Genomic DNA, 21253 nt, shown 5'->3' with positions numbered 1-21253 from the left:
GTTTTATTATAAAGGTTTATTGCAGCTACAGGAGGGAATTTGTACTTTGGAGCAGCAGAAAAACCAATTGGCACTTATTCCAAAAAAACAAACGGTTTGTGCTAAAAATGAAATTGTCCTATAAAAATTCAACATGAAGAAAAAAGCAGTAATACTTGGTGCGAGTGGTTTAATCGGGACGAGTTTGTTAATGCAACTGCTCGATAGTCCGGATTATACGGCTGTTTTGGTGCTGGTTAGAAAGAAACTAAATCGCGAACATCCTAAACTGGAGCAGTTGGTGGTAGATTTCGACCGATTGAACGATTATGGATCAGAAATTCAGGGAAATGTGGTGTTTTGCTGTCTGGGAACCACAAAAAGTAAAACCCCGGATGTGGCGCAGTACCGGAAAATTGATTATTTATATCCTTTGGATGCGGCGGCTGTTGCAGAGGCAAATGGTGCTTCTCAGTATCATTTGGTCTCTTCTATGGGCGCTAATCCCAATTCCAGTATTTTCTATTCCCGCACTAAAGGGGAGACAGAGCGAGATCTGCAAAGTATTCCTTTCAAAAGTATTCATATTTACCGACCTTCTGTATTAGATGGCGATCGGGAGGAACATCGCCCGACAGAGGGATTGATGATTGGCCTGATGCGCTTTTTAAACCCTATCATGGTGGGAGCTCTACGAAAATATAGAAGTATAAAGGTGGAGCATGTGGCTTTAGCGATGTTAAAGATGTCTTTAACGACTAAAGAGGGTGTATTTATTTACCCTTCAGATGAAATTGAAAAAATTGCTACAGCGCGTTTTTCCGACCAAAAGCCCAGCAAAGAAAAGCCGGCATTACTTTAGACCATGTTTCGACATCATGCTTGCCTCCTACCATTTCGTAATAGGTGATGTTTTCAGGACGCTGGTATCCTTTTTTCAGCAGTTCTTTAATGATATCTATCGTATCATCAATGGAATCGATGATTAAGTTGTGATTCCTATCGGCTGTTTCATCTTCCGTTCCAGTCATGAGCCAGAATTTAAGCTTCGGACTGCCCCCTGTTTCGGAAACAGGATTTCCCTCAGCAACACTGCTGGCCTCTGGAATCCTGGCAGCAGGCGCTTGATCCACAGCTAATTTTTCTATCCCATCTGCCTCCCTAATCATTTGATGTACAATGCGATCCTCATCTGTATATCCATCTTTAAGGTCTTTTTTGCGCCACCAGAACGCGCCAGAAAATACGCCTGCAAGGTCAAAATATTCGGCATTATTCCAGACGATATCAAATGCTGAAATCCCGCCAAGCGAACATCCAGCAAACCCTTTTTTTCCAAGGATTGGCATGCCTATCTGCTCTTGAATGTAAGGCAGCAATTCGGTAAATACAAAATCACGGTATAAACCTGCAGAGGCACCTCTGTTGAGAAAATCAGGAGCACCTGCAACTCCGTATTCTTGAGTACGGTTTTCCGATGCATGGATCGCCACCAGGACGGTAGGTTCCAGTCTTTTTTTATCATAAAGTTCCGTGAAAGTCTGCTCCAGGTCCAGGGATGTCGCATCTTGCCCGTCATTTAAAAGCAGCAAGTTTAAAATTTCATTCCCAAGTAAATCATTTGGGATAAAAAGATCAATCACAACTTCTCTTTTTAGAATGACAGACTTAATGGAATGCTGAGTACGGGCAACTTTGGAAAGTAACATAGCAATGGTATAGCGTGCAAAGGTACTATTCTTCCTAAAACATCCTCAAGACTGCTAATAATTTTACTTAAACGCCAGATTCATAGAAAGAAATACAAATATTGCCTTGCGTTTGAAAATACTTTTTTATACCTTAAAGCAGCTAATTTCTGTATTATGGTTGAGACTTATAAAAAATGGTATAGTCCGCATTTGAGCGCAGATTTTGAGCTATTGACCTTCGGAGAAAGTGGCTACCCGATTGTGTTGTTTCCTACGAGTATGGGGAGGTATTATGAGCCTAAAGATTTCAAATTACTGGAATCCGTGGAGCAGTTTGTTGATGCTGGAAAGGTTAAAATTTACTGTGTAGACAGTATTGACAAATTGAGCTGGTACAATAAAAACATTAGCCCTGCGGACCGGATCAGGAACCATATCTGGTACGATCAGCTGATTCTAAAAGAACTTGCCCCTATTGCCAGGCAAGAAACCGGTAAGGGAAAAATCATTACCGCAGGATGTAGTTTTGGTGGTTATCATGCGGCAAATTTTGCTTTTCGGCATCCCTGGCTGGTGAGCCATTTATTTAGCATGAGCGGTATTTTTGACATCCGGGGACAACTGGATGGCTTCTATAATGATGATGCTTATTTCAATAACCCAATAGACTTTTTACCTCATGATCAAAATAGGGAGTTATGGAACATGAAAATTGTTTTAGGAACGACAGACCGAGACCCCTGCAGACCAGACAATGAAAAGCTTTCGACAACATTAACGGGCAAAGGAATTGACCACTGGCTGGACATCCGTGAAAATGCAGACCACGACTGGCCGATCTGGCGGGAAATGTTTCCTGCATACATTTCGCAACTCTGATCCTATAACCTGGCTTATTCCATGAGGAGGCATAGGTAATCCATGATGAAATCAAATATTTTTCATTAAATGACAGTAAGAAACTAAACTCAGCAACAACTATAAACTAATATCATACAGAACATTAACCTGTTTTTTTTGTTTAAAAAACAATGGAATTTAACCTGTATCCAACAAAAACATTAGTAGAAAATCTATAAAAACCATTGAACGAATGAAAAAAATAGGAATCTTATTCGGGCAGGAAAGATCCTTTCCTGCGGCCTTTATAAAGCGCGTAAATGAAATAGAAGGAAAAGATATTATTGCTGAATTTGTGAGTATCGACAAGATTTTTCAAGCCAGACCATTAGATTATGCAGTCATTATTGACCGCATTTCTCAGGATGTTCCTTTTTATCGTGCCGCTATGAAAAATGCAGCAATAACCGGAACGGCAGTCATCAATAACCCATTCTGGTGGAGTGCCGATGAGAAATTTTTCAACAATGCACTGGCAATTAAACTAGGTATCCCTGTTCCAAAAACCGCCTTAATCCCTTCTTACGACCAACCTGAAGATACTTCTGAAGCTTCTTTCAGCAATCTCGCTTTCCCAATGGATTGGGAAGGAATTTTTCAATATACAGGCTTCCCTGCCTACATGAAACCCTTCGATGGCGGCGGCTGGAAGGAAGTTTATAAGCTTACTGACAAAGAAGATTTCTTTGAAAAACACAGTAAAACCAAGCAAACAGTCATGATGCTCCAGGAAGAAATCATTTTTGATGAATATTTCAGGTGTTACTGTATCGGTGGAAAATATGTAAAAATTATGCAGTATGAGCCTAGAAATCCGGCGCATTTAAGGTATTCCGTAGATACTCCTCCTTCGAGTGAAAAGTTATTGAAAACCATTCATGATTATGTGATCCAGTTGAATGAATATTTGGGTTATGACTTCAACACGGTTGAATTTGCGGTGAGAGATGGGATTCCTTATGCTATTGATTTTTGTAATCCGGCACCCGATGCAGAGGTATCAAGTGTAGGATTGGAAAACTTTGAATGGGTAGTTGAAACCTCTGCGAGGTATGCTATAGAACGCGCAAAAGCGCAGGTAGATGGTCAGGACAACCTGACCTGGGGTGAGTACATCCGCACTTCTGCAGCTGGTGTTCCATTAATTGAGAAAGTATAGGCTTAAATCGCGTATGGATTAGATCGATTGACATGCTCCAGGTCATGGGCCATTAAGGATCGCATCATCAGGAGGGCTCAATTATAAAAACCGAGCATAGCAGCCAATTATCCATTAGAAGAAAAAATAAAAGAACCGCTAAATACCAGCCTCCACCCTATTTAGCTATAAATAACCAAGAACCAACAGCTAAAAATTAAACGATGAATATTTTCACACTTGGCGTCGAGGAAGAATACATGGTCATCGATCCTGTAACCCGCGAATTGACCTCTCATGATCAAAAGATTGTAGAGGCGGCACAAAAAATACACAAAGATCAGGTCAAGGCAGAGATGCACCAGGCAGTGGTGGAAGTGGGCACTGGCATTTGTAAAAACACAGAGCAGGCACGCGCAGAAATTTCACAGTTACGGTATACGGTATCCCAATTGGCAGGAGAACAAGGCTTACGGATTGGTGCCGCAGGCACACACCCGTTTTCACACTGGGAAAAGCAATTGATTACCGAGCATCCGCGCTATAGCGAGATAGTAAATGAGCTGCAGGAAGCAGCCAGGTCCAATTTAATCTTTGGTTTACATGTGCATGTGGGATTCCAATCCAGGGAATTGGCGATCCATATTGCCAACCAAGTGCGTTATTTCTTACCCCATGTGTTCGCATTATCTACAAATTCCCCTTTCTGGGAAAGTAGAAATACAGGCTATAAATCTTTTCGGACGAAAATATTTGACAAGTTTCCGAGAACAGGGATTCCTGATATTTTCAATAGTATTGAGGACTATGATAACTATGTGAAGCTATTGATCAAAACCAATAGTATTGACAATGCTAAAAAGATTTGGTGGGACATTCGGGTACATCCATTTTTCGAAACCATAGAGTTCCGAATCTGCGACTGTCCGATGTTAATTGATGAAACGATGGCATTTGTCGCCCTATTTCAGGCATTATGTGCAAAATTATACAAGCTGCGCCTGCAAAATATGAAATTCATCAGCTATTCGAGGGCATTGATCAATGAGAACAAATGGAGAGCAGCAAGGTATGGGATCGATGGAAATCTGATCGATTTTGGAAAAGAAATGGAAGTAAATTGCAGAAATCTCGTATTAGAGTTACTCGATTTTGTAGATGATGTAGTAGATGATCTGGGCTGCAGAGAAGACCTGAAATATGTGCATACGATATTGGCTAACGGCACAGGTGCCGACAGGCAATTGGCTGTTTACGAACAAAATGGTAACTTTGAATCGGTGGTAGATTACATTACCTCACAAACATTAATCGGTGCCAGATAAATATGACCAGGGATAAAAATAACATTAGAGTTGCTGTAATTGACATGAATAATGGAGTCGCGAATCAGGGGATGCGCGGGATACAAGAAGTTTTGCTTCGTTATCAGAAAGAAATGGCGATCAACCTATCTTTTGATATTTTCGATTTGAGGTTAAAAGGAGAGATCCCTGATCGCAGTTACGACATTTACATTTCGAGTGGCGGCCCAGGAAGTCCTTATGATGGCATAGGAAAAAAGTGGGAAGATGATTTCTTTGCCTTATTGGACGAATTGGAAGCTTTCAATCAGCAAAATGAACATCAAAAGAAACATGTTTTCCTAATTTGTCATTCTTTTCAAATGGCCTGCAGGAAATTTGGCGTAGGAAAAGTGATCAAAAGACGTTCAACCGCTTTTGGAATCTTTCCAATTTACCTGACTGAAGAAGGCGAGAATGATCCTATATTTAATGGATTACCGAATCCTTTTTATACGGTAGACAGCAGGGACTGGCAGGTGGTAAATCCGGAAGATATTTTCTTTTCTAATAATGAAGCCGAAGTTTTGGCCATAGAAAAAGAACGTCCGCATGTAGATCTGGAGCGTTGTGTGATGGCTATTCGCTTTACACCAGAAATTGTGGGGACACAATTTCACCCGGAAGCGGATCCAGTAGGCATGAAGCTATACCTCCTGCAGGATGACAAGAAAAAAGCAATTATTGAAAACCACGGGGAAGAAAAATATCTGGATATGCTGAATAGCGTAGACGATCCAAATAGAATCAGCCTGACCCAAAGTCTGATCTTACCCAACTTTTTAAATGAAGCCTTAAATGCTTTACAAGAAGCTTAGCATCGTTTGTTAACCTTAATAGCAGCCAAAGACCAACCACCCAAGATATGATCAATAGCTACCGGACTTCTTTTAATGAACAATTTACGACGGAACAATATGATTTGTTCTTGAAGGAACTGGAAAAAGGCTTTATTGAAATCCCATTTAGGGTGGCAGAAACACCGGTTTTCCTTCCCTCAGACTTAAAAGATCAGCTGATCGCAGCCGGAGAAGAAATCATCGCTCTGATTAAATCGGAAAACTTTAAGAAACTAACAGCACATTCAATTCCGGAAGAATGGAATGTGCCTGCAGAGGATGCCCATCCTCACTTCCTCACCTTCGACTTTGGCATTTGTAAGGATCAGGAGGGAAAATTGATTCCAAAATTAATTGAACTGCAAGGATTTCCTTCTCTTTATGGCTTTCAGTCACATTTAGCAAAGATCTTTCAACAATCTTTTAACTTATCAACTGCATTGACTCCTTATTTCAGCGGACTCAATGAGCAAAGTTATCTTGAGTTACTGAAAGAGGTTATTGTTGGCAAGCATGAACCTCATGAAGTGGCCTTGATGGACATAGATGCGCCACATCAGAAAACAGCAATTGATTTTTTCCTGACGGCAAAATATCTGGGTATAAAAGTGCTGAGCATTACCGACATTAAGAAAGAAGGAAAACGCCTCTATTACCTAGAAGATGGCCATAAGTTCTTTTTAAAGAGAATTTATAATCGGTTAATTTTCGATGAGATTGGTACGAATACCGCTATTTTCAAGGATGGTTTTGATCCAAGGGAAGGAATGGATATTGAATGGGTAACGCATCCAAACTGGTTTTACAGGATCAGCAAATACACCATGCCTTTTTTAAACAGTGACTTCGTCCCTCCCACCCATTTCTTAAAAGATTTGAAGGTGATCCCTGAGGATTTAGAAAACTATGTACTCAAACCATTGTTTTCATTTGCAGGCATGGGTGTTCTTATAGATGTTCAAAACAAAGACATTGAAAACATTTCTGACCCTGAAAATTGGATCCTGCAAAGGAAAGTAAGCTATGAACCCGTTGTTCAGGCACCTGATGGAGGTATTAAATTAGAGATCAGGCTGATGTATCTTTGGCCAGAAGGAAAAGAACCTGTACTTTGCATCAGCCTTGCGCGCTTAAGTCGGGGGAAAATGATTGGTGTGAGATATAACCAGGATTTCGATTGGGTTGGCGGAACGGTTGGCCTGATGGAAAAGTAAATTTACATTTAACAGACCTGCCTAATGCAGGCTTTAACTAGTTTTGTACTTATGGATATTCAAACCATATTAGTTGTCATTCTTTTCATCGCTGCCATATTTTATATAGGGCGGATGATTCTCAGATCAGTATCTCCTAAAAAAGGGGGCTGTGCGTCTAATTGCAAATGCGGTGTAGACTTCTCCAATATCGAACCTACTAAAAAATAGATTTTATCTATATCACCTATGCTTGAGCCGTTCAAACTCTATTTACAGAAGAAGGTTGCCATTACAGATGAGCAATTCGACTTAATTTCCGACCGTTTGAAAGTAAAGAGCTTTGATAAAAATGAAATGATCCTGATGAAGGGAGAAGTATCTCCACACGGTTATTTTGTCTTGAGCGGCTTGCTGCGCAGCTATTCAATCGATGCAAAAGGTAAAACCCATATCATTCAGTTCGCCCCTGAACAATGGTGGCTTTCTGATCGGAATGGGATGTTTAATGAAGCTTCAGAATTTTTCATTGATGCCATTGAGCCGACCCTGGCTGTAGTTATGCCTAAGAACTTCATTGATGGAGCGGCAAAGCATGTCCCTTGTATGTATGATTTTAACAACACCATGCTGAACAATTCTATTCGTTTCATGCATAAAAGAATCAATATGCTCCTCAGTGCGACCGCCGAAGAAAGGTACCTGAACTTCATTCAGCTTTATCCCAACCTCACCCTAAGGGTACCACAATGGATGATTGCATCCTATTTAGGCATCACTCCTGAGTCGCTGAGCAGGGTTCGTAAAGACCTCGCACACAAGCATTTTAAAGTTTAGCCATTTCTTATCATACATCAATGTATGCCTGGCTTTGTGGCCGTAATTTTGTGTTGTAAATAAAGACAATCTAAAAACAACAATATTATGGCAACTACTCAATGGTCGTTAGACCCAACCCACAGTGAATTACAATTTAAAGTAAAACATTTAATGATCACTACAGTAACTGGTAGTTTCAATTCTTTAACCGCATCATTAAGTTCCGATGCTGATGATTTTGAAAATGCTAAAGTTACTTTTGAAGCAGAGCTAAACTCGATTGATACCGGAAATACGGACAGAGATAACCACTTGAAAAGTGCCGATTTCTTTGATGCTGAACAATTCCCTAAAATGACTTTTACATCTAGCTCTTTTGATAAAGACGGCAGTGATTACGTTTTAAAAGGTGATTTAACCGTTAAAGGGATCACTAAGCCGATCAAATTAAATGTAGAATTTGGTGGTATTGCAACTGATCCATGGGGAAATACAAAAGCAGGATTTACCATCAGTGGTAAAATCAACAGAACTGACTTTGGTTTAACCTGGAATGCAGCATTAGAAACTGGTGGGGTGATGGTGAGTGAGGACGTAAGAATATTAGGCGAATTACAGTTTGTAAAACAAGCTTAAAAAAAACACGTCCATCTTAATTTAGAATGGAGACGTAAATGAATGAAAATATAAAACAGGTATCGGCGGTGTTGAAGCCGCCGGCACCTCAAATGGTTGGAGACGGATTTAGGGTTCATAATTTTTTTCCCAGCGGGTATAAACTCAATATGAGCCCTTTTTTCCTGTTGGACTATAATTCTAAAATCCAGTTTTCTGCACGCAATGAGCCTAGAGGTGTAGGTGTACATCCACATCGTGGATTTGAAACGGTCACCATTGCATATCATGGGGCTGTTGCGCATCACGATAGTGCTGGAAACAGTGGTGTCATCTATCCTGGAGATGTGCAGTGGATGACTGCAGCCAGTGGTATTTTACACAAAGAATATCACGAAGAGGCATTTAGTAAAAAGGGTGGTGCCTTCCAAATGGTACAGCTATGGGTCAATTTACCTGCGAAAGACAAGATGAGCAAGCCGAAATATCAGGCACTTAGTCAGGCTTCAATTGCTAAACATGAATTGCCTGATCAGGCAGGATTGCTGGAGGTCATTGCTGGTGAATATCAGGGTACTAAAGGAACTGCAAGTACTTTTACACCCATGCATGTCTATAACCTTCGTCTGAATAAAGGCGGAAATGCAAGTTTTAACTTCCCTGCTGATTTCAATACTGCCTTTGTGATCATTGAAGGGGAAATCAAAGTGAATCACCAGGAAACTGCCAAAGCAGATCAATTGGTTTATTTCAAAAATCAAGGCGAGGAAGTTGTAATAGAAGGTGTTCATGATAGTGTGGTGCTGATCTTAAGCGGAGCACCGATAAACGAACCCATTACACATTACGGGCCGTTTTTAATGAATAAACCCGAAGAAATTCAGCAAGCTATTGCAGATTATAACCAGGGGAGATTTGGTTATTTAGAGGAGTAATTTAATTTTAAGCAGCCAATAACTTCAATTACTGGCTGCTTTATTTTTATCCTTTTTGAATCAGGCAAACGGCATAAGCGACAACCCCTTCTTCTCTTCCTATAAATCCCATTTGTTCGTTGGTGGTGGCTTTAATTGAGATGTCTTCTACATCCATTCCCATTGCTGCGGCGATGTGCTGCTGCATAGATGGAATATGAGGATTAATTTTCGGTGCTTCCAAGCAAAGCATCGCATCAATGTTTCCAATTTCAAATCCCTTTTCCCTGACCAGTTTCACACTTTCCTGCAATAGGATCAGGCTGCTGATCCCTTTCCAACGCGGATCCGTATTTTTAAAATGGAAACCGATGTCGCGCAGATTTGCTGCACCAAGTAATGCATCGCAAATTGCATGCAGCAATACATCCGCATCTGAATGACCAAAAGCACCTTTATGGTGTTCCAAATTTACGCCCCCTACTATAAAAGGATGTCCATCCTTTAGCTGATGTACATCAAAGCCAAATCCTACCTTAATCTTCATTTCTATACCTGTTAATTTCTATGTATTCTTGTTTTCCTATCCCGGTTTCTCTTCCTAGTTTCAGGTCGCTGAGCCGGATTTCGAAATTAAGCAATAAAGCCCATCTTAATGGGTAATCAGCCGAATTATTGAATATTCTACTATAAATATTCAAAGTTGAAAAGAAACAGATCATATTTTACCAGCGGATATTACCTGACCATATCACCCAAAAACATCTGACAATTAAGACATTTTTTTGCAAAAACCCCCTCAGATATGCGCAAAACATATTTTACTAAAGATTATTTTTTACTTAACTCGTATTTTTTGTTGCTCAATAAGTCTTTTTTTATGTAATTTTAACAGTTAAAGCACTATGAGATCCCTCAATATGAAAAAATCATACTTATATTATTCGATTGCATCCATTGCAATCGTAGCTTCTCTCTCTTCCTGCAGCAAAAAATCAGGGACTTCTGAGAAGACAGGAATGGCGTATAACAAGCGCGAGTTTGGTGGCTTTGAAGTAAATAAAAAATTTAAACGTGGCCCAGGTCCAGGATTAGTGGAAATTGAAGGCGGTGTTTTTGTGATGAGTGGAAGCGCAATTAACGTTGCTGGTGAAGAACTGAGCAATTATAACCACAAAAGAGAAACCACTGTTTCTTCGTTTTATATGGACGAAACCGAAGTTTCCAATACCAACTGGCTGGAGTACCTGAACTGGATTCGCACCAATTATCCAGCAGATCACGAATACTATTATAACGAACTCCCTGACACTTTAGTGTGGCGCAGGCCCTTATCCTACAATGAACCTTACGTAGACAACTATTTAAGGCATCCTGCCTACCAGGATTATCCGGTAGTAGGAGTTACCTGGGAACAGGCCGAAAGGTATTGTGCCTGGAGAACCGATCGCGTAAATGAGCTTTTACTTCGCGAGAAGGGATATATGACCAGCTTTAAAGACCTGAATGGCACTGGAAATTCTAATGCAGCAGCGGCATCTACCAATAATGCAAAAGGAGCTTTCAATACGGACATCTACCTGAGCGGCCAATATGATGATAAGGGTAAAAAAGCCATGAAAGACCTTAATCCATCCAATGCCGGTAATGCTGCAGGCGCGGCAAATGCGGGTGGCAGATCTGGTGCAACGAGAAATGTAAGATTGGAAGATGGAATCATCAAACAGCCTTATCGTCTGCCAACAGAAGCAGAATGGGAATACGCAGCACTTGGATTAATCGGCAATACTCAGTATGAAAACATCAATGCCAATAAAATTTATCCCTGGAATGGTCTTGGATTAAGCTCTGCCAAAAGAAACACCAGAGGTTTGATTTTAGCGAATTTTAAGAGAACTAAAGGAGATTATATGGGTGTTGGTGGATCGCTGAATGATAAAGGTGGTTTAACCGTTGCAGTGAGGTCTTATATGCCGAATGATTTTGGCTTATACAACATGGCTGGAAACGTAAATGAATGGGTTGCCGACGTTTACCGCGCAAAAACATTCGAAGCTGCTGATGCTTTTAATCCATATAGAGGTAACTATTACCAGGATAAAAAAGTAGCTGATCCCATCAGTGGAAAGATAGAAATTGATAAATACAACAGGCCTGTACTCACTGATGCCAAGTCTTATAAGAAACAAACCTGGGCAGAAAAACAAGCTGCAGCCCCTGCTGCCGCTACGCCTGCTACAAATACATATGCGGACCAAAGAGGTTACCGCGATAGAGCGAATGATTTATATGGTGAAATCACATTGGTAACGGATAAATCAAGAGTTTATAAAGGTGGCTCATGGGATGATCAGGCTTTGTGGTTAAACCCTGCTACCAGAAGATTTCTGCAGCAGGATGAATCTACCGCTGATATAGGCTTCCGCTGCGCGATGACGATGCTAGGTGCATCTGAAATCAGGTCTACCGGAAAACCACAGTTTAAACCGAAACCGGCAAAAGCATTTAAATCACGTTAATTGATTCATCAGGTATAAAAAAAGGGAGCTTAAAGCTCCCTTTTTTTATACCTGACATTTTCAGGCCGGTGATATTTTCAGTTAGGATTTAAGCAAACTGAATCAAAATTCCGTTCTTCTCTACCTTATCTCCTTTTTGCACTAAGATCCGCTTTACAGTACCTGCTGCAGGTGATTTAATGATATTTTCCATCTTCATTGCTTCCAACACCAGCAAGCTATCTCCTTTACTCACGTCCTGCCCTTCGGCAACCATCAGCTGCAATACCAAGCCAGGCATCGGTGCTTTAACCTCCTGAACCTTATTTCCTGCAGCAGTGTCCATTCCTAATTTTTTCAGTAATTCATCGTACTGGTCTTCGACTTCCACCTGGTATATATTTCCATTTACCCTGATGCTGGTCTGCTTTCCTCCTTCTTCCTGCTCCAAAACCTCTACGTTATAGGATTTATGCTGATAAATAATATGCTGAGTGGTGCCTGATAACTTTTTGGCATCAATATCCAATGCTTTCCCGTTTATGGTTAATGATGGATTGGAAACCTCTACGTCAAAATTGTATTGTTCATTTACTTTTACCTTCATAGTTATTGTGTTAATGCATACTGAACTAAATTAGCGCCCATTTTTAGCGCGTTTAAGCGCTTATCTTGCGTATCATCTGGATAAGTGCCGAAATCTTCCCAACCATTGCCCAGATCGCATTCAAAGGTGTAATAGCAAATCACTCTCCCATCCCGGATTAAAGCCAGGCCCTGAGGTGCTTTCCCATCATGTTCATGGATCTTCGGTAAACCATTTGGAAACTTAAATTTTTGCTGATAGAGCGGGTGATTTGATGGAAGTTCTACAAAAGAAAGCTCAGGGAATACCTTTTTCATTTCTTTGCGGATGAATTTATCCAATCCATAATTATCATCGATGTGAAGAAAACCACCACCGCTGAGGTATTTTCTCAGGTTCTGCGCTTCAGCATCACTGAAAACCACATTTCCATGCCCGGTCAGGTATACGAAAGGGTAATTGAACAATTCCGCACTGCCCACTTCAACAGTGGCATCCAGTGCTGCAAAATTGGTATTTAGATTTTTGTTGCAGAACTCGATAAGGTTTGGGAGTGCAGTTCTGTTGGCATACCAATCGCCTCCCCCGTTATATTTCAGTTTAGCCATCTTATAAGTTGGCGGCTTAAAGCCACACAACAAAAACATCAATCCGACAACTAAGCCTGTTTTTAATTTCATCTGTTTAAATAATTCACTTCAAAGCAGGCTGCCAATGCAGCAGTTTCTGTTCTCAGACGCGTATTACCTAAAGTTAAGGGTTTAAAGCCGTTTTGCAAAGCAAGTTCGATTTCTTTCGGGCTAAAGTCGCCTTCCGGACCAATCAAAACCGTATAGCTTTTTTGAGGTTCCGCCACCTGGCTGATGTACAAACGAGGTTCCCCATCGATGCAGTGTGCAATCATTTTGATGGAGTTGTTCTCTATTTTCAGAAAATCAGTGAATGAGATCTGTGGATTTAGCACCGGATGATAAGCCTGTAAAGACTGCTTCAGGGCAGATGTAATCACTTTATTAAGCCGATCTTCTTTGATGATTTTCCTTTCAGAACGTTCGCAGATGATCGGAGTAATTTCGTCGATCCCTATCTCGGTTGCTTTTTCAAGGAACCATTCCAGTCGATCAATATTTTTTGTAGGTGCCACCACGATATGAAGGTGGTGATTTCGTTTTTGATATTCCTGAACGGATTTAATCACACGGAGCTGAACATTTTTCTTTCCTTCTCCGATGATTTCAGCTTCATAAAAGCCTCCTTTTCCATCAATTAGGTTCACTACATCGCCCATCCCTAATCTCAGGACCTTCAGACAATGTTTACTTTCTTCTTCATTTAAAGAATACTCGGCGGTCTCAATATCAGGGGTATAAAAAACGTGCATTGTATAAAAGGTTTAGTGGTTGTCCACCATATCGCTTTTATCAATCACAAGTTCAAGCTTTATGGTTTCAATATTTTGCTCTGTTTTCTTTAGGATGGTAAATAAATAGCCGTAGCATTCTTCGCTGTCTCCTACTTCCGGTATTTTACCAAAAGCATGTGACACCAATCCGCCTACGGTATCAAAATCCTCATCTTCAGGAAGGTCGTGCGGTAAATGCTCATTCACATCATAAACTGTGGCATAAGCATTAATAATGAATTCAGTTTCAGAGATTTTCTCTACTGTCGGTTTTTCTTCATCATATTCATCCTGGATTTCTCCAACGATCTCTTCTACGATATCTTCCAGTGTAACCATACCTGCGGTACCGCCAAACTCGTCGATTACGATCGCGATCTGAATGCGTTTCTGCTGAAGTTCGCTCAACAGGTCATTGATTTTTTTCGTTTCAGGAACGAAATAAGGTTTTCTGATGATGTCTTGTAATACCCAGTCTTTTTTAGAAGCCAGGAGTGGTAAGATATCTTTGGCATGAATAATACCGATGATCTTATCAATAATACCATCATATACCGGTAGTCTGGAATATCCGTCTCCGATGATTTTATCAATCACCACTGCTGGGGGAGTAGACAATTCTATACCTGATATTTTGGTTCTGGGAACCATAATATTTTTTACAACTCTTTCGTTGAAGTCAAAGACATTTTTAATCAATTCATGCTCATTGGTATCTAAAGCTCCACTTTCCTTACCCTGATCCAATAAATAATGAAGTTCTTCCGTACTGTGTACCGACTCATGGCCTCCTACAGTTGAAATTCCAAAAATTTTAAGGATCATGTTTGCAAATCCGTTCAGCACCCAGATGAAGGGTCTGAAGATCAGATAAAACGCTTGTAATGGCACTGCGATAAACAGTGTTGTCGCTACCGGGCGTTGTATGGCAACCGATTTAGGCGCCAGCTCACCAAATACGATGTGCATTACAGTGATAAACAAGAAGGCGATTGCGGTAGAGATAGAAGAGATGTATACCTCAGAAAAATTAAAGCCGACTAACATGTCGTGGATCAGGCTGTGCATCACAGATTCACCCACCCAACCTAAGCCCAGAGAGGCTAAAGTAATACCTAGCTGCGTAGCAGCCAGGTATCCGTCCAGATGCTGGGTAATATATTTTGCAATATTTGCTACCCTGTTACCTGATTTTGCTTTAATTTCAATTTGTGATGCCCGGACTTTTACAATTGCAAACTCTGCTGCAACGAAAAATCCGTTCAGTGCTACTAAGAAGAATGTTAAAAATATCTTGAATCCTTCCATTAAGATGTTTGATTTCTAAACTTCTGGTCATAAAGGAGGATACTTTCTTGTATCACTTTATGCGCATATCGAACGCCTAAAAGGTGCTCAATAGTAACTTGTTTTTCTTCTAAGGCTTTATAATCCTGGAAAAATTTTACAATTTCCTTCATCGTATGAGGAGGCAATTCTGCTAAATCATTGATGTAGTTTACAGACATATCATTTTTTGCTACTGCAATAATTTTATCATCTTGTTCACCATTATCCACCATGTGCATGACACCAATAACTTTTGCTTCTACGATTGACATTGGATAAACGTCAACAGAACAAAGTACAAGGATATCCAGAGGGTCATTATCGTCACAATAAGTTTGTGGGATAAAACCGTAGTTGGCCGGGTACATTACAGAAGAAAAAAGTACCCTGTCTAATTTAATCAGGTGGGAATCTTTATCGATTTCGTATTTTGCTTTAGATCCTTTAGGAATTTCAATAATTGCATTTACTGTTTCAGGTAAGTTTTCACCTGGAGAAACAAAATGCCACGGATGACGCTCGTCTTTAATCATTTTTAATGTTCAGTGTTTGATATATCGTCATTGTCTTCTTTCACTACTTGCTTCTTTACGAATGTGTAAACCAGCGGAATGGTGGTGATGACAATAAAACCTATAATTATGTATAATAAATAATCGTTAATTTCTTTTTCAAATCTTTTGCCAAGGAAGTAACCCAGCAAAGTTAAGGAAGCAATCCAAATAATTGCACCTGCAAAGTTATATAATGCAAATCTTTTAAAGTCCAGTTTTACTACACCAGCAAAAATCGGTGCAAAAGTTCTTACAATTGGCACAAAGCGCCCCATTATAAGTGCAAAGGCCCCCTGTTTATTATAATAATCTTCGGCAGCCTTTAAATAGCGTTTTTTAAAGAAGAAAGAATCCTTTCTATCGTACAGTACGGGGCCCGTCTTTCGACCAAACCAGTAGCCAGTAAAGTTACCTGATACGGCGGCAATAATTAGTCCGAGGATCAACACATATAGGTTGACGTCTAATTTGCCTGTAGCGACGAACATGCCGGCAAGAAACAACAGGTAGTCCCCTGGTAAGAAAAAACCAAAAAACAAACCTGTCTCGGCGAAGATTACAAACATTACAACATAAAAACCACCTTCTTTAAGTAGTTTTTCAGGATCAATGAATTGCTGTAATGAGTTCCAGAAATCTTGCATAGTTCAATTATTCGTAAAACTACATATAATTATCTACAGAAATGACTATATCAGATTTAAAATTACAGCAGGATAAATCCCTAAGAAAACAGTGATGATCAGCGATAAAGCCAATACAACCTTATACTGCACAGGCGTTTCCAGTTCTACTTCCGCACCTTCTTTGAAATACATCGCTACAATTACTTTGAAATAATAGTAAAATCCTACTAGCGCATTCAAAATCGCAAAAGCCACTAAATAGAAATGATAATCGTGCATTACATTCAGGAACATCAGGTATTTCCCAATGAAACCAGCTGTTAATGGGATACCCGCTAAGGACAGCATTGCTACTGTCAATGCGAAGGCTGCAAAAGGATTGCGTTTGCCTAGACCATTGAAGCTTTCAAAGTTGTCATTGCCTGTTTTCTGTTTCACCAAAATCAGCACACCAAAAGCTATAATACTTGCAAAAGTATAAGCTGCAGCGTAAACCAATACATTGTTCATTGAGCTTGCAGTAAGCGATACTAAAGAGAACAATAAGTAACCTGCATGAGAGATACTGGAATAAGCCAGCATTCTTTTGAAGTTCTTCTGAAATAGCGCAGTTACGTTACCGATGAATAGCGTCAGACATACGATCACCATCAAAGGAGGTAACCAGAAATCGTGCAATGGTGCAAACGTATCTGAGAATAAGCGAAGAATCGCGGCGAAACCTGCAGTTTTCACTACGGTTGACATGAAAGTCGTTACCCATGTTGGTGCTCCTTCGTAAACATCCGGAGTCCAGAAATGGAAAGGCGCAGCACCGATTTTAAAGCATAAACCAACCAATAAAAGGATTACTCCAGGATAAAATAGAGGAGAAACCTGCTGTGGGTTCTCCACCAGGTATTTATTGATCGCATCCAGGTCGAAAGAAGCCGTCGCACCGTAGATCAGGGTTATACCGAACAACAGGAAGCCTGTAGAGAATGCACCCATCAGGAAGTACTTTAAAGCCGCTTCATTGGAAGCGAAATTGTTCTTTCTAATCCCTGCCAGAATATAAAGCGCGACAGACATGATCTCCACACCGATAAATAACATCGACATATTCTTGTAAGAAACCATGATCACAATCCCCGTCAGGGCAAAGAGCATCAGGGTAAAATATTCTGCAATATTCTCACTATTGGCGGCAAAATAATTTTGCGTCAACAGGAAGATGAAAAATGTTCCGATAATTGCTAGACCTGCGAAAGCTAATGCAAAGTTATCCATTTGCATCATTCCGTAATAAGTCTGATTTGTGTTCCAGGAAGTAACGACAAAAGCCAGCGAAGTAAGCAAACCAATTAAGGTAAGGGGTAATAACGCTTTTTTAGCTTTAAACAAACCTGCATAAAGCACCACTAAAGCTGTAACAGTAATTGTTATGATGATATTCATTTGCTTAGTTTACCGATGTTAATTTTTGTGTTACCTGTTCTATTAATTGTTGTACCGAGGCTTCAGATAAATGAAGAATTGGTTTAGGATACACTCCTAAAGCAATGATCAAGGCACAAATGACGTACAATACTACTTTCTCAGATCCTTTAATATCTGTAAAGCCTATGGTGAGGTCATTGGTTTTTCCAAGCATAATGTTCTGATACATTCTGAACATATACACCGCACCAAAGATGATAGACAATCCGGCGAAAACGCCTGCCCATACCTGGTATTGATAAATTCCGATCAGTAATAAGAACTCTCCAATGAAACCATTGGTTCCTGGAAGTGCTACCGTCCCCAATACGATGATTAGGAAGGCAATGGCCAATTGAGGTGCTTTTTTAGCAATACCACCCAATTCAGCGATTTTATTGGTTTTCATGCGACTGGCAATGATATCCAGCACAAAGAATAAACCGACTACGTTGATACCATGACTTAACATCTGTACCATTGCACCCTGCATCCCCTGTGTATTTAAAGCGAAAATACCTGCTGAGATTAACCCTACGTGAGCAATGGAAGAATAAGCAACCAGTCTCTTTGCATCTTTCTGTGTAAAAGCAATGATCGAGGCGTAGACAACGCCAATAATCGAAAGAATGATGGCTAAATGACCCCATTGCTGAACACCTTCCGGAGCAATTGGCAATAACCATCTGATCACGCCATAAATACCCATTTTCAGCATAATACCTGATAACAGCATCGTACCGGGAGCTGGAGCTTCAGTATACGTATCTGGCTGCCAGGTATGGAATGGGAAGATTGGCATTTTAATCGCAAATGCGATAAAGAAAGCCCAGAAAATCCATCCCTGCTGTGCAGAATCAAGTTCCAAATTATAGAAAGCCTGTAACTCAAAGTTATGAGCGGGATTTTGTAAGTACAGATAAATGATACCCATCAGCATGAATAAAGATCCAGCAATGGTATACACAAAAAACTTCATGTTTACTTTAATCCTGTCTTTACCACCCCAAATTGCGCAGATAAAGTAGATTGGGATCAAGGCTGCTTCCCATCCGATATAGAATAAGAAGGCGTCTAAAGCCGTAAACACCAATAGTAAACCAAACTGCATGAACAAGATCAATGCAAAGAACGCATTGGCCTTGTTATAGTTGTGCTGATAAGCCGATAAAATAATGATCGGAACCAATACATTGGTTAATAAAACGGTGATCATGCTGATCCCATCAATTCCCGCGTGGAAATTGATGCCTAAATCCTGAATCCAAGGATAGTTTACCGCAAATTGCGTACTGGCATCCGGTGTAAAATTACATACCGTGATGAGCGTCAAGCCTAGTGAAAGGATTGCTGAGCCCAGAGCCACATGTTTCGCTGCATTACCTGTGAATGCAGTAACCACGGCGCCAACCAATGGTAGAAAGATAAGAAGTATTAAAAGTTGTTCCATTATGTTTTCTTGAACGATCTTTTACAGAGATAAATAAGTATACAATAACAATGAGATGATTCCTACCACCATCATTAACAGATAGAAGCCAACGTTTCCGGACTGAACCAAGCGTAAACCTTTACTGGCTTCCGAGGTGCTCCAACCTAAACCGTTCACAATACCATCAACAATTTTATTGTCAATAATTTTATAGAAGAAAGTTGAAAGTGCATCCAAAGGTCTTCTGATTAACAGATCATAAATCTCATCAATATAGAATTTCTGGTAAGATAGGTTAGCCAAAGCAGATCTTTTCCCTTCATCAGGAAGTGGGATGTGGTTTTGTTTCACATATTTCACATAGGCAAAGCCGATAGCAATCAGCACACCAATTACAGAAACAGCCATTAACATATATTCCGTTGCATGATCTGGTCCTTCTGTTGCATGTTTGATCACAGGAGCCATCCAGTGCGACAACCAATGGTTGCCACCCAATGCTTCAGGAACACCGATCATTCCACCGATTGCAGATAAAACTGCCAATACGATTAAAGGAATCGTCATTGACTTTGGAGATTCATGAATTTTCTCTTCTGCATGGTGCGTTCCGCGATACTTTCCTGAGAAAGTAAGGAACAGCATTCTGAACATATAGAAAGCCGTTAAGAAAGCGGTGAATACACCGATTGCCCACATGGTTTTATCGTGTGCATATACATGCGCCAGGATTTCGTCCTTAGAAAAGAAACCAGAGAATGGAGGTAAACCAGCAATCGCAATCGTACCGATCAGCATGGTCATGAACGTAACTGGTAATTTCTTCCGTAAGCCACCCATATGTCTCATGTCTTGCTCATGGTGTAAAGCATGAATCACAGAACCTGCACATAAGAATAATAAGGCTTTAAAGAAGGCGTGTGTGATCACGTGGAAGAAAGCACCATTGTAAGCGCCAACTCCTAAACCAAGGAACATATATCCTAATTGAGATACAGTAGAATAAGCCAGTACCTTCTTAATGTCTGTTTGTGTTAAGGCAATAATTGCCCCTAATACTGCTGTCGCTAAACCAACAATGGCAATAATATGCTGAATCATTGGTGCTAAGTCGAAGAGCACATTTGATCTTGCGATCATATATACACCGGCAGTTACCATGGTCGCTGCGTGGATTAACGCAGAAACAGGCGTTGGACCAGCCATCGCATCCGGTAACCAGGTAAATAATGGCAATTGAGCCGATTTACCACAGGCACCGATAAATAACAACAAGGCGATTAAAGCGATGCTGCCATTTCCAGGAAGCATATTGGCCGCCTGAGGAAAGATTTTAGAGAACTCTACAGTACCGAAAGTGGTAAAGATAAAGAACACTCCTAATAGGAAACCAAGGTCGCCGATACGGTTCATGATGAAAGCTTTCTTCGCTGCCGAAGCATAGCTGCTATTCGTATACCAGAAGCCGATGAGTAGATAAGAACAAAGTCCTACGCCTTCCCATCCGATAAACATCACGATGTAGTTAGAACCTAGTACCAATAGCAGCATGAAGAAGATAAACAGGTTCAGGTAGCTAAAAAACTTCCCGAAAGCCTCATCAGCGTGCATATAGCCAATAGAGTAAATATGGATTAAAAAACCTACACCGGTAATGATCAGCAGCATAATTGAGCTTAGTGGATCTACCAGGAAGGAAAGTGGAATGTTCAGCTTACCAGCGCTGATCCAGTCGAACAGGAAAATCTCGTGCGACTTATTCGCATCTGCTCCCAATTCGAAAAAGATGCCTACACTGATGGCAAAGGAAATGAATATCACGCTGCTTCCGATAAAACCAATCAGGTTTTTAGAAAGCGTATTTCTTCCCAGGCCATTGATAACAAAGCCTAAAAGAGGAATTAAGGGAACCAGCCAAACTAAATTTATCATGTTAT

22 protein-coding genes are annotated in these 21253 nt (G+C 40.4%); 11 read left to right on the top strand and 11 right to left on the bottom strand.

The genetic code is table 11. The features are described 5' to 3' along the window. Positions 1-133: 133 nt before the first annotated feature. Entirely contained in the window at positions 134-841 is a 708-nt protein-coding gene (locus AQ505_RS01650) for an oxidoreductase (protein ID WP_062546575.1), read from the top strand. On the opposite strand, the gene AQ505_RS01645 is transcribed toward AQ505_RS01650, so the two are convergent. Beyond that, positions 786-1688 carry an alpha/beta hydrolase gene (locus AQ505_RS01645; RefSeq protein WP_062546574.1) on the bottom strand — a complete coding sequence of 301 codons (903 nt, stop codon included), beginning with the start codon at positions 1686-1688 and terminating at the stop codon, positions 786-788. The two genes, AQ505_RS01650 and AQ505_RS01645, sit on opposite strands and share 56 nt — an antisense overlap. Before the next feature lie 156 nt (positions 1689-1844). Between AQ505_RS01645 and AQ505_RS01640 the strand changes: the two genes are divergently transcribed. The 9 genes from AQ505_RS01640 to AQ505_RS01600 all read left to right on the top strand — a co-directional run bounded on the left by AQ505_RS01640 (position 1845) and on the right by AQ505_RS01600 (position 9452). Further along, positions 1845-2549 carry an esterase family protein gene (locus tag AQ505_RS01640; protein WP_062546573.1) on the top strand — a complete coding sequence of 235 codons (705 nt, stop codon included), beginning with the start codon at positions 1845-1847 and terminating at the stop codon, positions 2547-2549. Between the two features lie 214 nt (positions 2550-2763). Then, on the top strand, positions 2764-3729 hold the full coding sequence (locus AQ505_RS01635) for an ATP-grasp domain-containing protein (protein WP_062546572.1): 966 nt from the start codon (positions 2764-2766) through the stop codon (positions 3727-3729). 203 nt (positions 3730-3932) lie between these two features. Continuing rightward, positions 3933-5033: a carboxylate-amine ligase gene (locus AQ505_RS01630; protein WP_062546571.1), complete on the top strand. Its 1101-nt coding sequence runs from the start codon at positions 3933-3935 to the stop codon at positions 5031-5033. A gap of 2 nt (positions 5034-5035) precedes the next feature. After that, positions 5036-5869 carry a type 1 glutamine amidotransferase gene (locus tag AQ505_RS01625; protein WP_062546570.1) on the top strand — a complete coding sequence of 278 codons (834 nt, stop codon included), beginning with the start codon at positions 5036-5038 and terminating at the stop codon, positions 5867-5869. Positions 5870-5916: 47 nt separating this feature from the next. After that, positions 5917-7104, top strand: a complete 1188-nt coding sequence (locus tag AQ505_RS01620) for a hypothetical protein (RefSeq protein WP_062546569.1) — start codon at positions 5917-5919, stop codon at positions 7102-7104. Between the two features lie 24 nt (positions 7105-7128). After that, positions 7129-7314, top strand: a complete 186-nt coding sequence (locus tag AQ505_RS01615; protein WP_062546568.1) for a FeoB-associated Cys-rich membrane protein — start codon at positions 7129-7131, stop codon at positions 7312-7314. A gap of 18 nt (positions 7315-7332) precedes the next feature. After that, on the top strand, positions 7333-7920 hold the full coding sequence (locus AQ505_RS01610) for a Crp/Fnr family transcriptional regulator (protein WP_062546567.1): 588 nt from the start codon (positions 7333-7335) through the stop codon (positions 7918-7920). A gap of 87 nt (positions 7921-8007) precedes the next feature. Next, complete coding sequence (locus AQ505_RS01605) at positions 8008-8538, top strand: YceI family protein (RefSeq protein ID WP_062546566.1); 531 nt, start codon at positions 8008-8010, stop codon at positions 8536-8538. 38 nt (positions 8539-8576) lie between these two features. Beyond that, entirely contained in the window at positions 8577-9452 is an 876-nt protein-coding gene (locus AQ505_RS01600; RefSeq protein WP_062546565.1) for a pirin family protein, read from the top strand. 46 nt (positions 9453-9498) lie between these two features. Here the strand turns inward: AQ505_RS01600 and ispF are convergent, their stop codons facing one another. Beyond that, complete coding sequence (gene ispF / locus AQ505_RS01595) at positions 9499-9978, bottom strand: 2-C-methyl-D-erythritol 2,4-cyclodiphosphate synthase (protein ID WP_062546564.1); 480 nt, start codon at positions 9976-9978, stop codon at positions 9499-9501. 373 nt (positions 9979-10351) lie between these two features. On the opposite strand from ispF, the gene AQ505_RS01585 reads away from it, so the two are divergent. Beyond that, the gene (locus AQ505_RS01585) at positions 10352-11950 is read left to right on the top strand and encodes an SUMF1/EgtB/PvdO family nonheme iron enzyme (RefSeq protein ID WP_062546562.1); all 1599 of its coding nucleotides are present in this window, start codon (positions 10352-10354) and stop codon (positions 11948-11950) included. Positions 11951-12038: 88 nt separating this feature from the next. Here the strand turns inward: AQ505_RS01585 and AQ505_RS01580 are convergent, their stop codons facing one another. The 9 genes from AQ505_RS01580 to nuoL are packed head-to-tail and all read right to left on the bottom strand — an operon-like array spanning position 12039 to position 21248. After that, complete coding sequence (locus tag AQ505_RS01580) at positions 12039-12536, bottom strand: acetyl-CoA carboxylase biotin carboxyl carrier protein subunit (RefSeq protein WP_062546561.1); 498 nt, start codon at positions 12534-12536, stop codon at positions 12039-12041. Positions 12537-12538: 2 nt separating this feature from the next. Next, a complete protein-coding gene (locus tag AQ505_RS01575) occupies positions 12539-13195 on the bottom strand; it encodes a DUF4159 domain-containing protein (protein WP_062546560.1) in 657 nt (218 codons plus the stop codon). After that, positions 13192-13896 (bottom strand): 16S rRNA (uracil(1498)-N(3))-methyltransferase, encoded by a 705-nt coding sequence (locus AQ505_RS01570; RefSeq protein ID WP_062546559.1) that lies wholly within the window; start codon positions 13894-13896, stop codon positions 13192-13194. Before AQ505_RS01570 ends, AQ505_RS01575 begins: the two co-directional genes overlap by 4 nt. Before the next feature lie 12 nt (positions 13897-13908). After that, a complete protein-coding gene (locus AQ505_RS01565; RefSeq protein WP_062546558.1) occupies positions 13909-15225 on the bottom strand; it encodes a hemolysin family protein in 1317 nt (438 codons plus the stop codon). Continuing rightward, positions 15225-15779, bottom strand: a complete 555-nt coding sequence (locus tag AQ505_RS01560) for an inorganic diphosphatase (RefSeq protein WP_062546557.1) — start codon at positions 15777-15779, stop codon at positions 15225-15227. The genes AQ505_RS01565 and AQ505_RS01560 overlap by 1 nt, the downstream gene beginning before the upstream one ends. A 2-nt stretch (positions 15780-15781) precedes the next feature. Then, positions 15782-16444 carry a DedA family protein gene (locus AQ505_RS01555; RefSeq protein WP_062546556.1) on the bottom strand — a complete coding sequence of 221 codons (663 nt, stop codon included), beginning with the start codon at positions 16442-16444 and terminating at the stop codon, positions 15782-15784. A gap of 45 nt (positions 16445-16489) precedes the next feature. Then, positions 16490-17863: an NADH-quinone oxidoreductase subunit N gene (locus AQ505_RS01550; protein ID WP_062546555.1), complete on the bottom strand. Its 1374-nt coding sequence runs from the start codon at positions 17861-17863 to the stop codon at positions 16490-16492. Positions 17864-17867: 4 nt separating this feature from the next. After that, complete coding sequence (locus AQ505_RS01545; protein WP_062546554.1) at positions 17868-19334, bottom strand: complex I subunit 4 family protein; 1467 nt, start codon at positions 19332-19334, stop codon at positions 17868-17870. 21 nt (positions 19335-19355) lie between these two features. Next, on the bottom strand, positions 19356-21248 hold the full coding sequence (gene nuoL / locus AQ505_RS01540; RefSeq protein ID WP_062546553.1) for an NADH-quinone oxidoreductase subunit L: 1893 nt from the start codon (positions 21246-21248) through the stop codon (positions 19356-19358). Positions 21249-21253 lie beyond the last annotated feature (5 nt).

This window comes from Pedobacter sp. PACM 27299, from assembly GCF_001412655.1.
Lineage (GTDB): Bacteria > Bacteroidota > Bacteroidia > Sphingobacteriales > Sphingobacteriaceae > Pedobacter.
This window is presented reverse-complemented; position numbering and strand designations above follow the sequence as displayed.

Coding starts and splice junctions, on each gene's coding strand:
- AQ505_RS01650 (WP_062546575.1), top strand. CDS start 134: ATGAAGAAAAAAGCAGTAATACTTGGTGCGAGTGGTTTAATCGGGACG.
- AQ505_RS01645 (WP_062546574.1), bottom strand. CDS start 1,688: ATGTTACTTTCCAAAGTTGCCCGTACTCAGCATTCCATTAAGTCTGTC.
- AQ505_RS01640 (WP_062546573.1), top strand. CDS start 1,845: ATGGTTGAGACTTATAAAAAATGGTATAGTCCGCATTTGAGCGCAGAT.
- AQ505_RS01635 (WP_062546572.1), top strand. CDS start 2,764: ATGAAAAAAATAGGAATCTTATTCGGGCAGGAAAGATCCTTTCCTGCG.
- AQ505_RS01630 (WP_062546571.1), top strand. CDS start 3,933: ATGAATATTTTCACACTTGGCGTCGAGGAAGAATACATGGTCATCGAT.
- AQ505_RS01625 (WP_062546570.1), top strand. CDS start 5,036: ATGACCAGGGATAAAAATAACATTAGAGTTGCTGTAATTGACATGAAT.
- AQ505_RS01620 (WP_062546569.1), top strand. CDS start 5,917: ATGATCAATAGCTACCGGACTTCTTTTAATGAACAATTTACGACGGAA.
- AQ505_RS01615 (WP_062546568.1), top strand. CDS start 7,129: ATGCAGGCTTTAACTAGTTTTGTACTTATGGATATTCAAACCATATTA.
- AQ505_RS01610 (WP_062546567.1), top strand. CDS start 7,333: ATGCTTGAGCCGTTCAAACTCTATTTACAGAAGAAGGTTGCCATTACA.
- AQ505_RS01605 (WP_062546566.1), top strand. CDS start 8,008: ATGGCAACTACTCAATGGTCGTTAGACCCAACCCACAGTGAATTACAA.
- AQ505_RS01600 (WP_062546565.1), top strand. CDS start 8,577: ATGAATGAAAATATAAAACAGGTATCGGCGGTGTTGAAGCCGCCGGCA.
- ispF (WP_062546564.1), bottom strand. CDS start 9,978: ATGAAGATTAAGGTAGGATTTGGCTTTGATGTACATCAGCTAAAGGAT.
- AQ505_RS01585 (WP_062546562.1), top strand. CDS start 10,352: ATGAAAAAATCATACTTATATTATTCGATTGCATCCATTGCAATCGTA.
- AQ505_RS01580 (WP_062546561.1), bottom strand. CDS start 12,536: ATGAAGGTAAAAGTAAATGAACAATACAATTTTGACGTAGAGGTTTCC.
- AQ505_RS01575 (WP_062546560.1), bottom strand. CDS start 13,195: ATGAAATTAAAAACAGGCTTAGTTGTCGGATTGATGTTTTTGTTGTGT.
- AQ505_RS01570 (WP_062546559.1), bottom strand. CDS start 13,896: ATGCACGTTTTTTATACCCCTGATATTGAGACCGCCGAGTATTCTTTA.
- AQ505_RS01565 (WP_062546558.1), bottom strand. CDS start 15,225: ATGGAAGGATTCAAGATATTTTTAACATTCTTCTTAGTAGCACTGAAC.
- AQ505_RS01560 (WP_062546557.1), bottom strand. CDS start 15,779: ATGATTAAAGACGAGCGTCATCCGTGGCATTTTGTTTCTCCAGGTGAA.
- AQ505_RS01555 (WP_062546556.1), bottom strand. CDS start 16,444: ATGCAAGATTTCTGGAACTCATTACAGCAATTCATTGATCCTGAAAAA.
- AQ505_RS01550 (WP_062546555.1), bottom strand. CDS start 17,863: ATGAATATCATCATAACAATTACTGTTACAGCTTTAGTGGTGCTTTAT.
- AQ505_RS01545 (WP_062546554.1), bottom strand. CDS start 19,334: ATGGAACAACTTTTAATACTTCTTATCTTTCTACCATTGGTTGGCGCC.
- nuoL (WP_062546553.1), bottom strand. CDS start 21,248: ATGATAAATTTAGTTTGGCTGGTTCCCTTAATTCCTCTTTTAGGCTTT.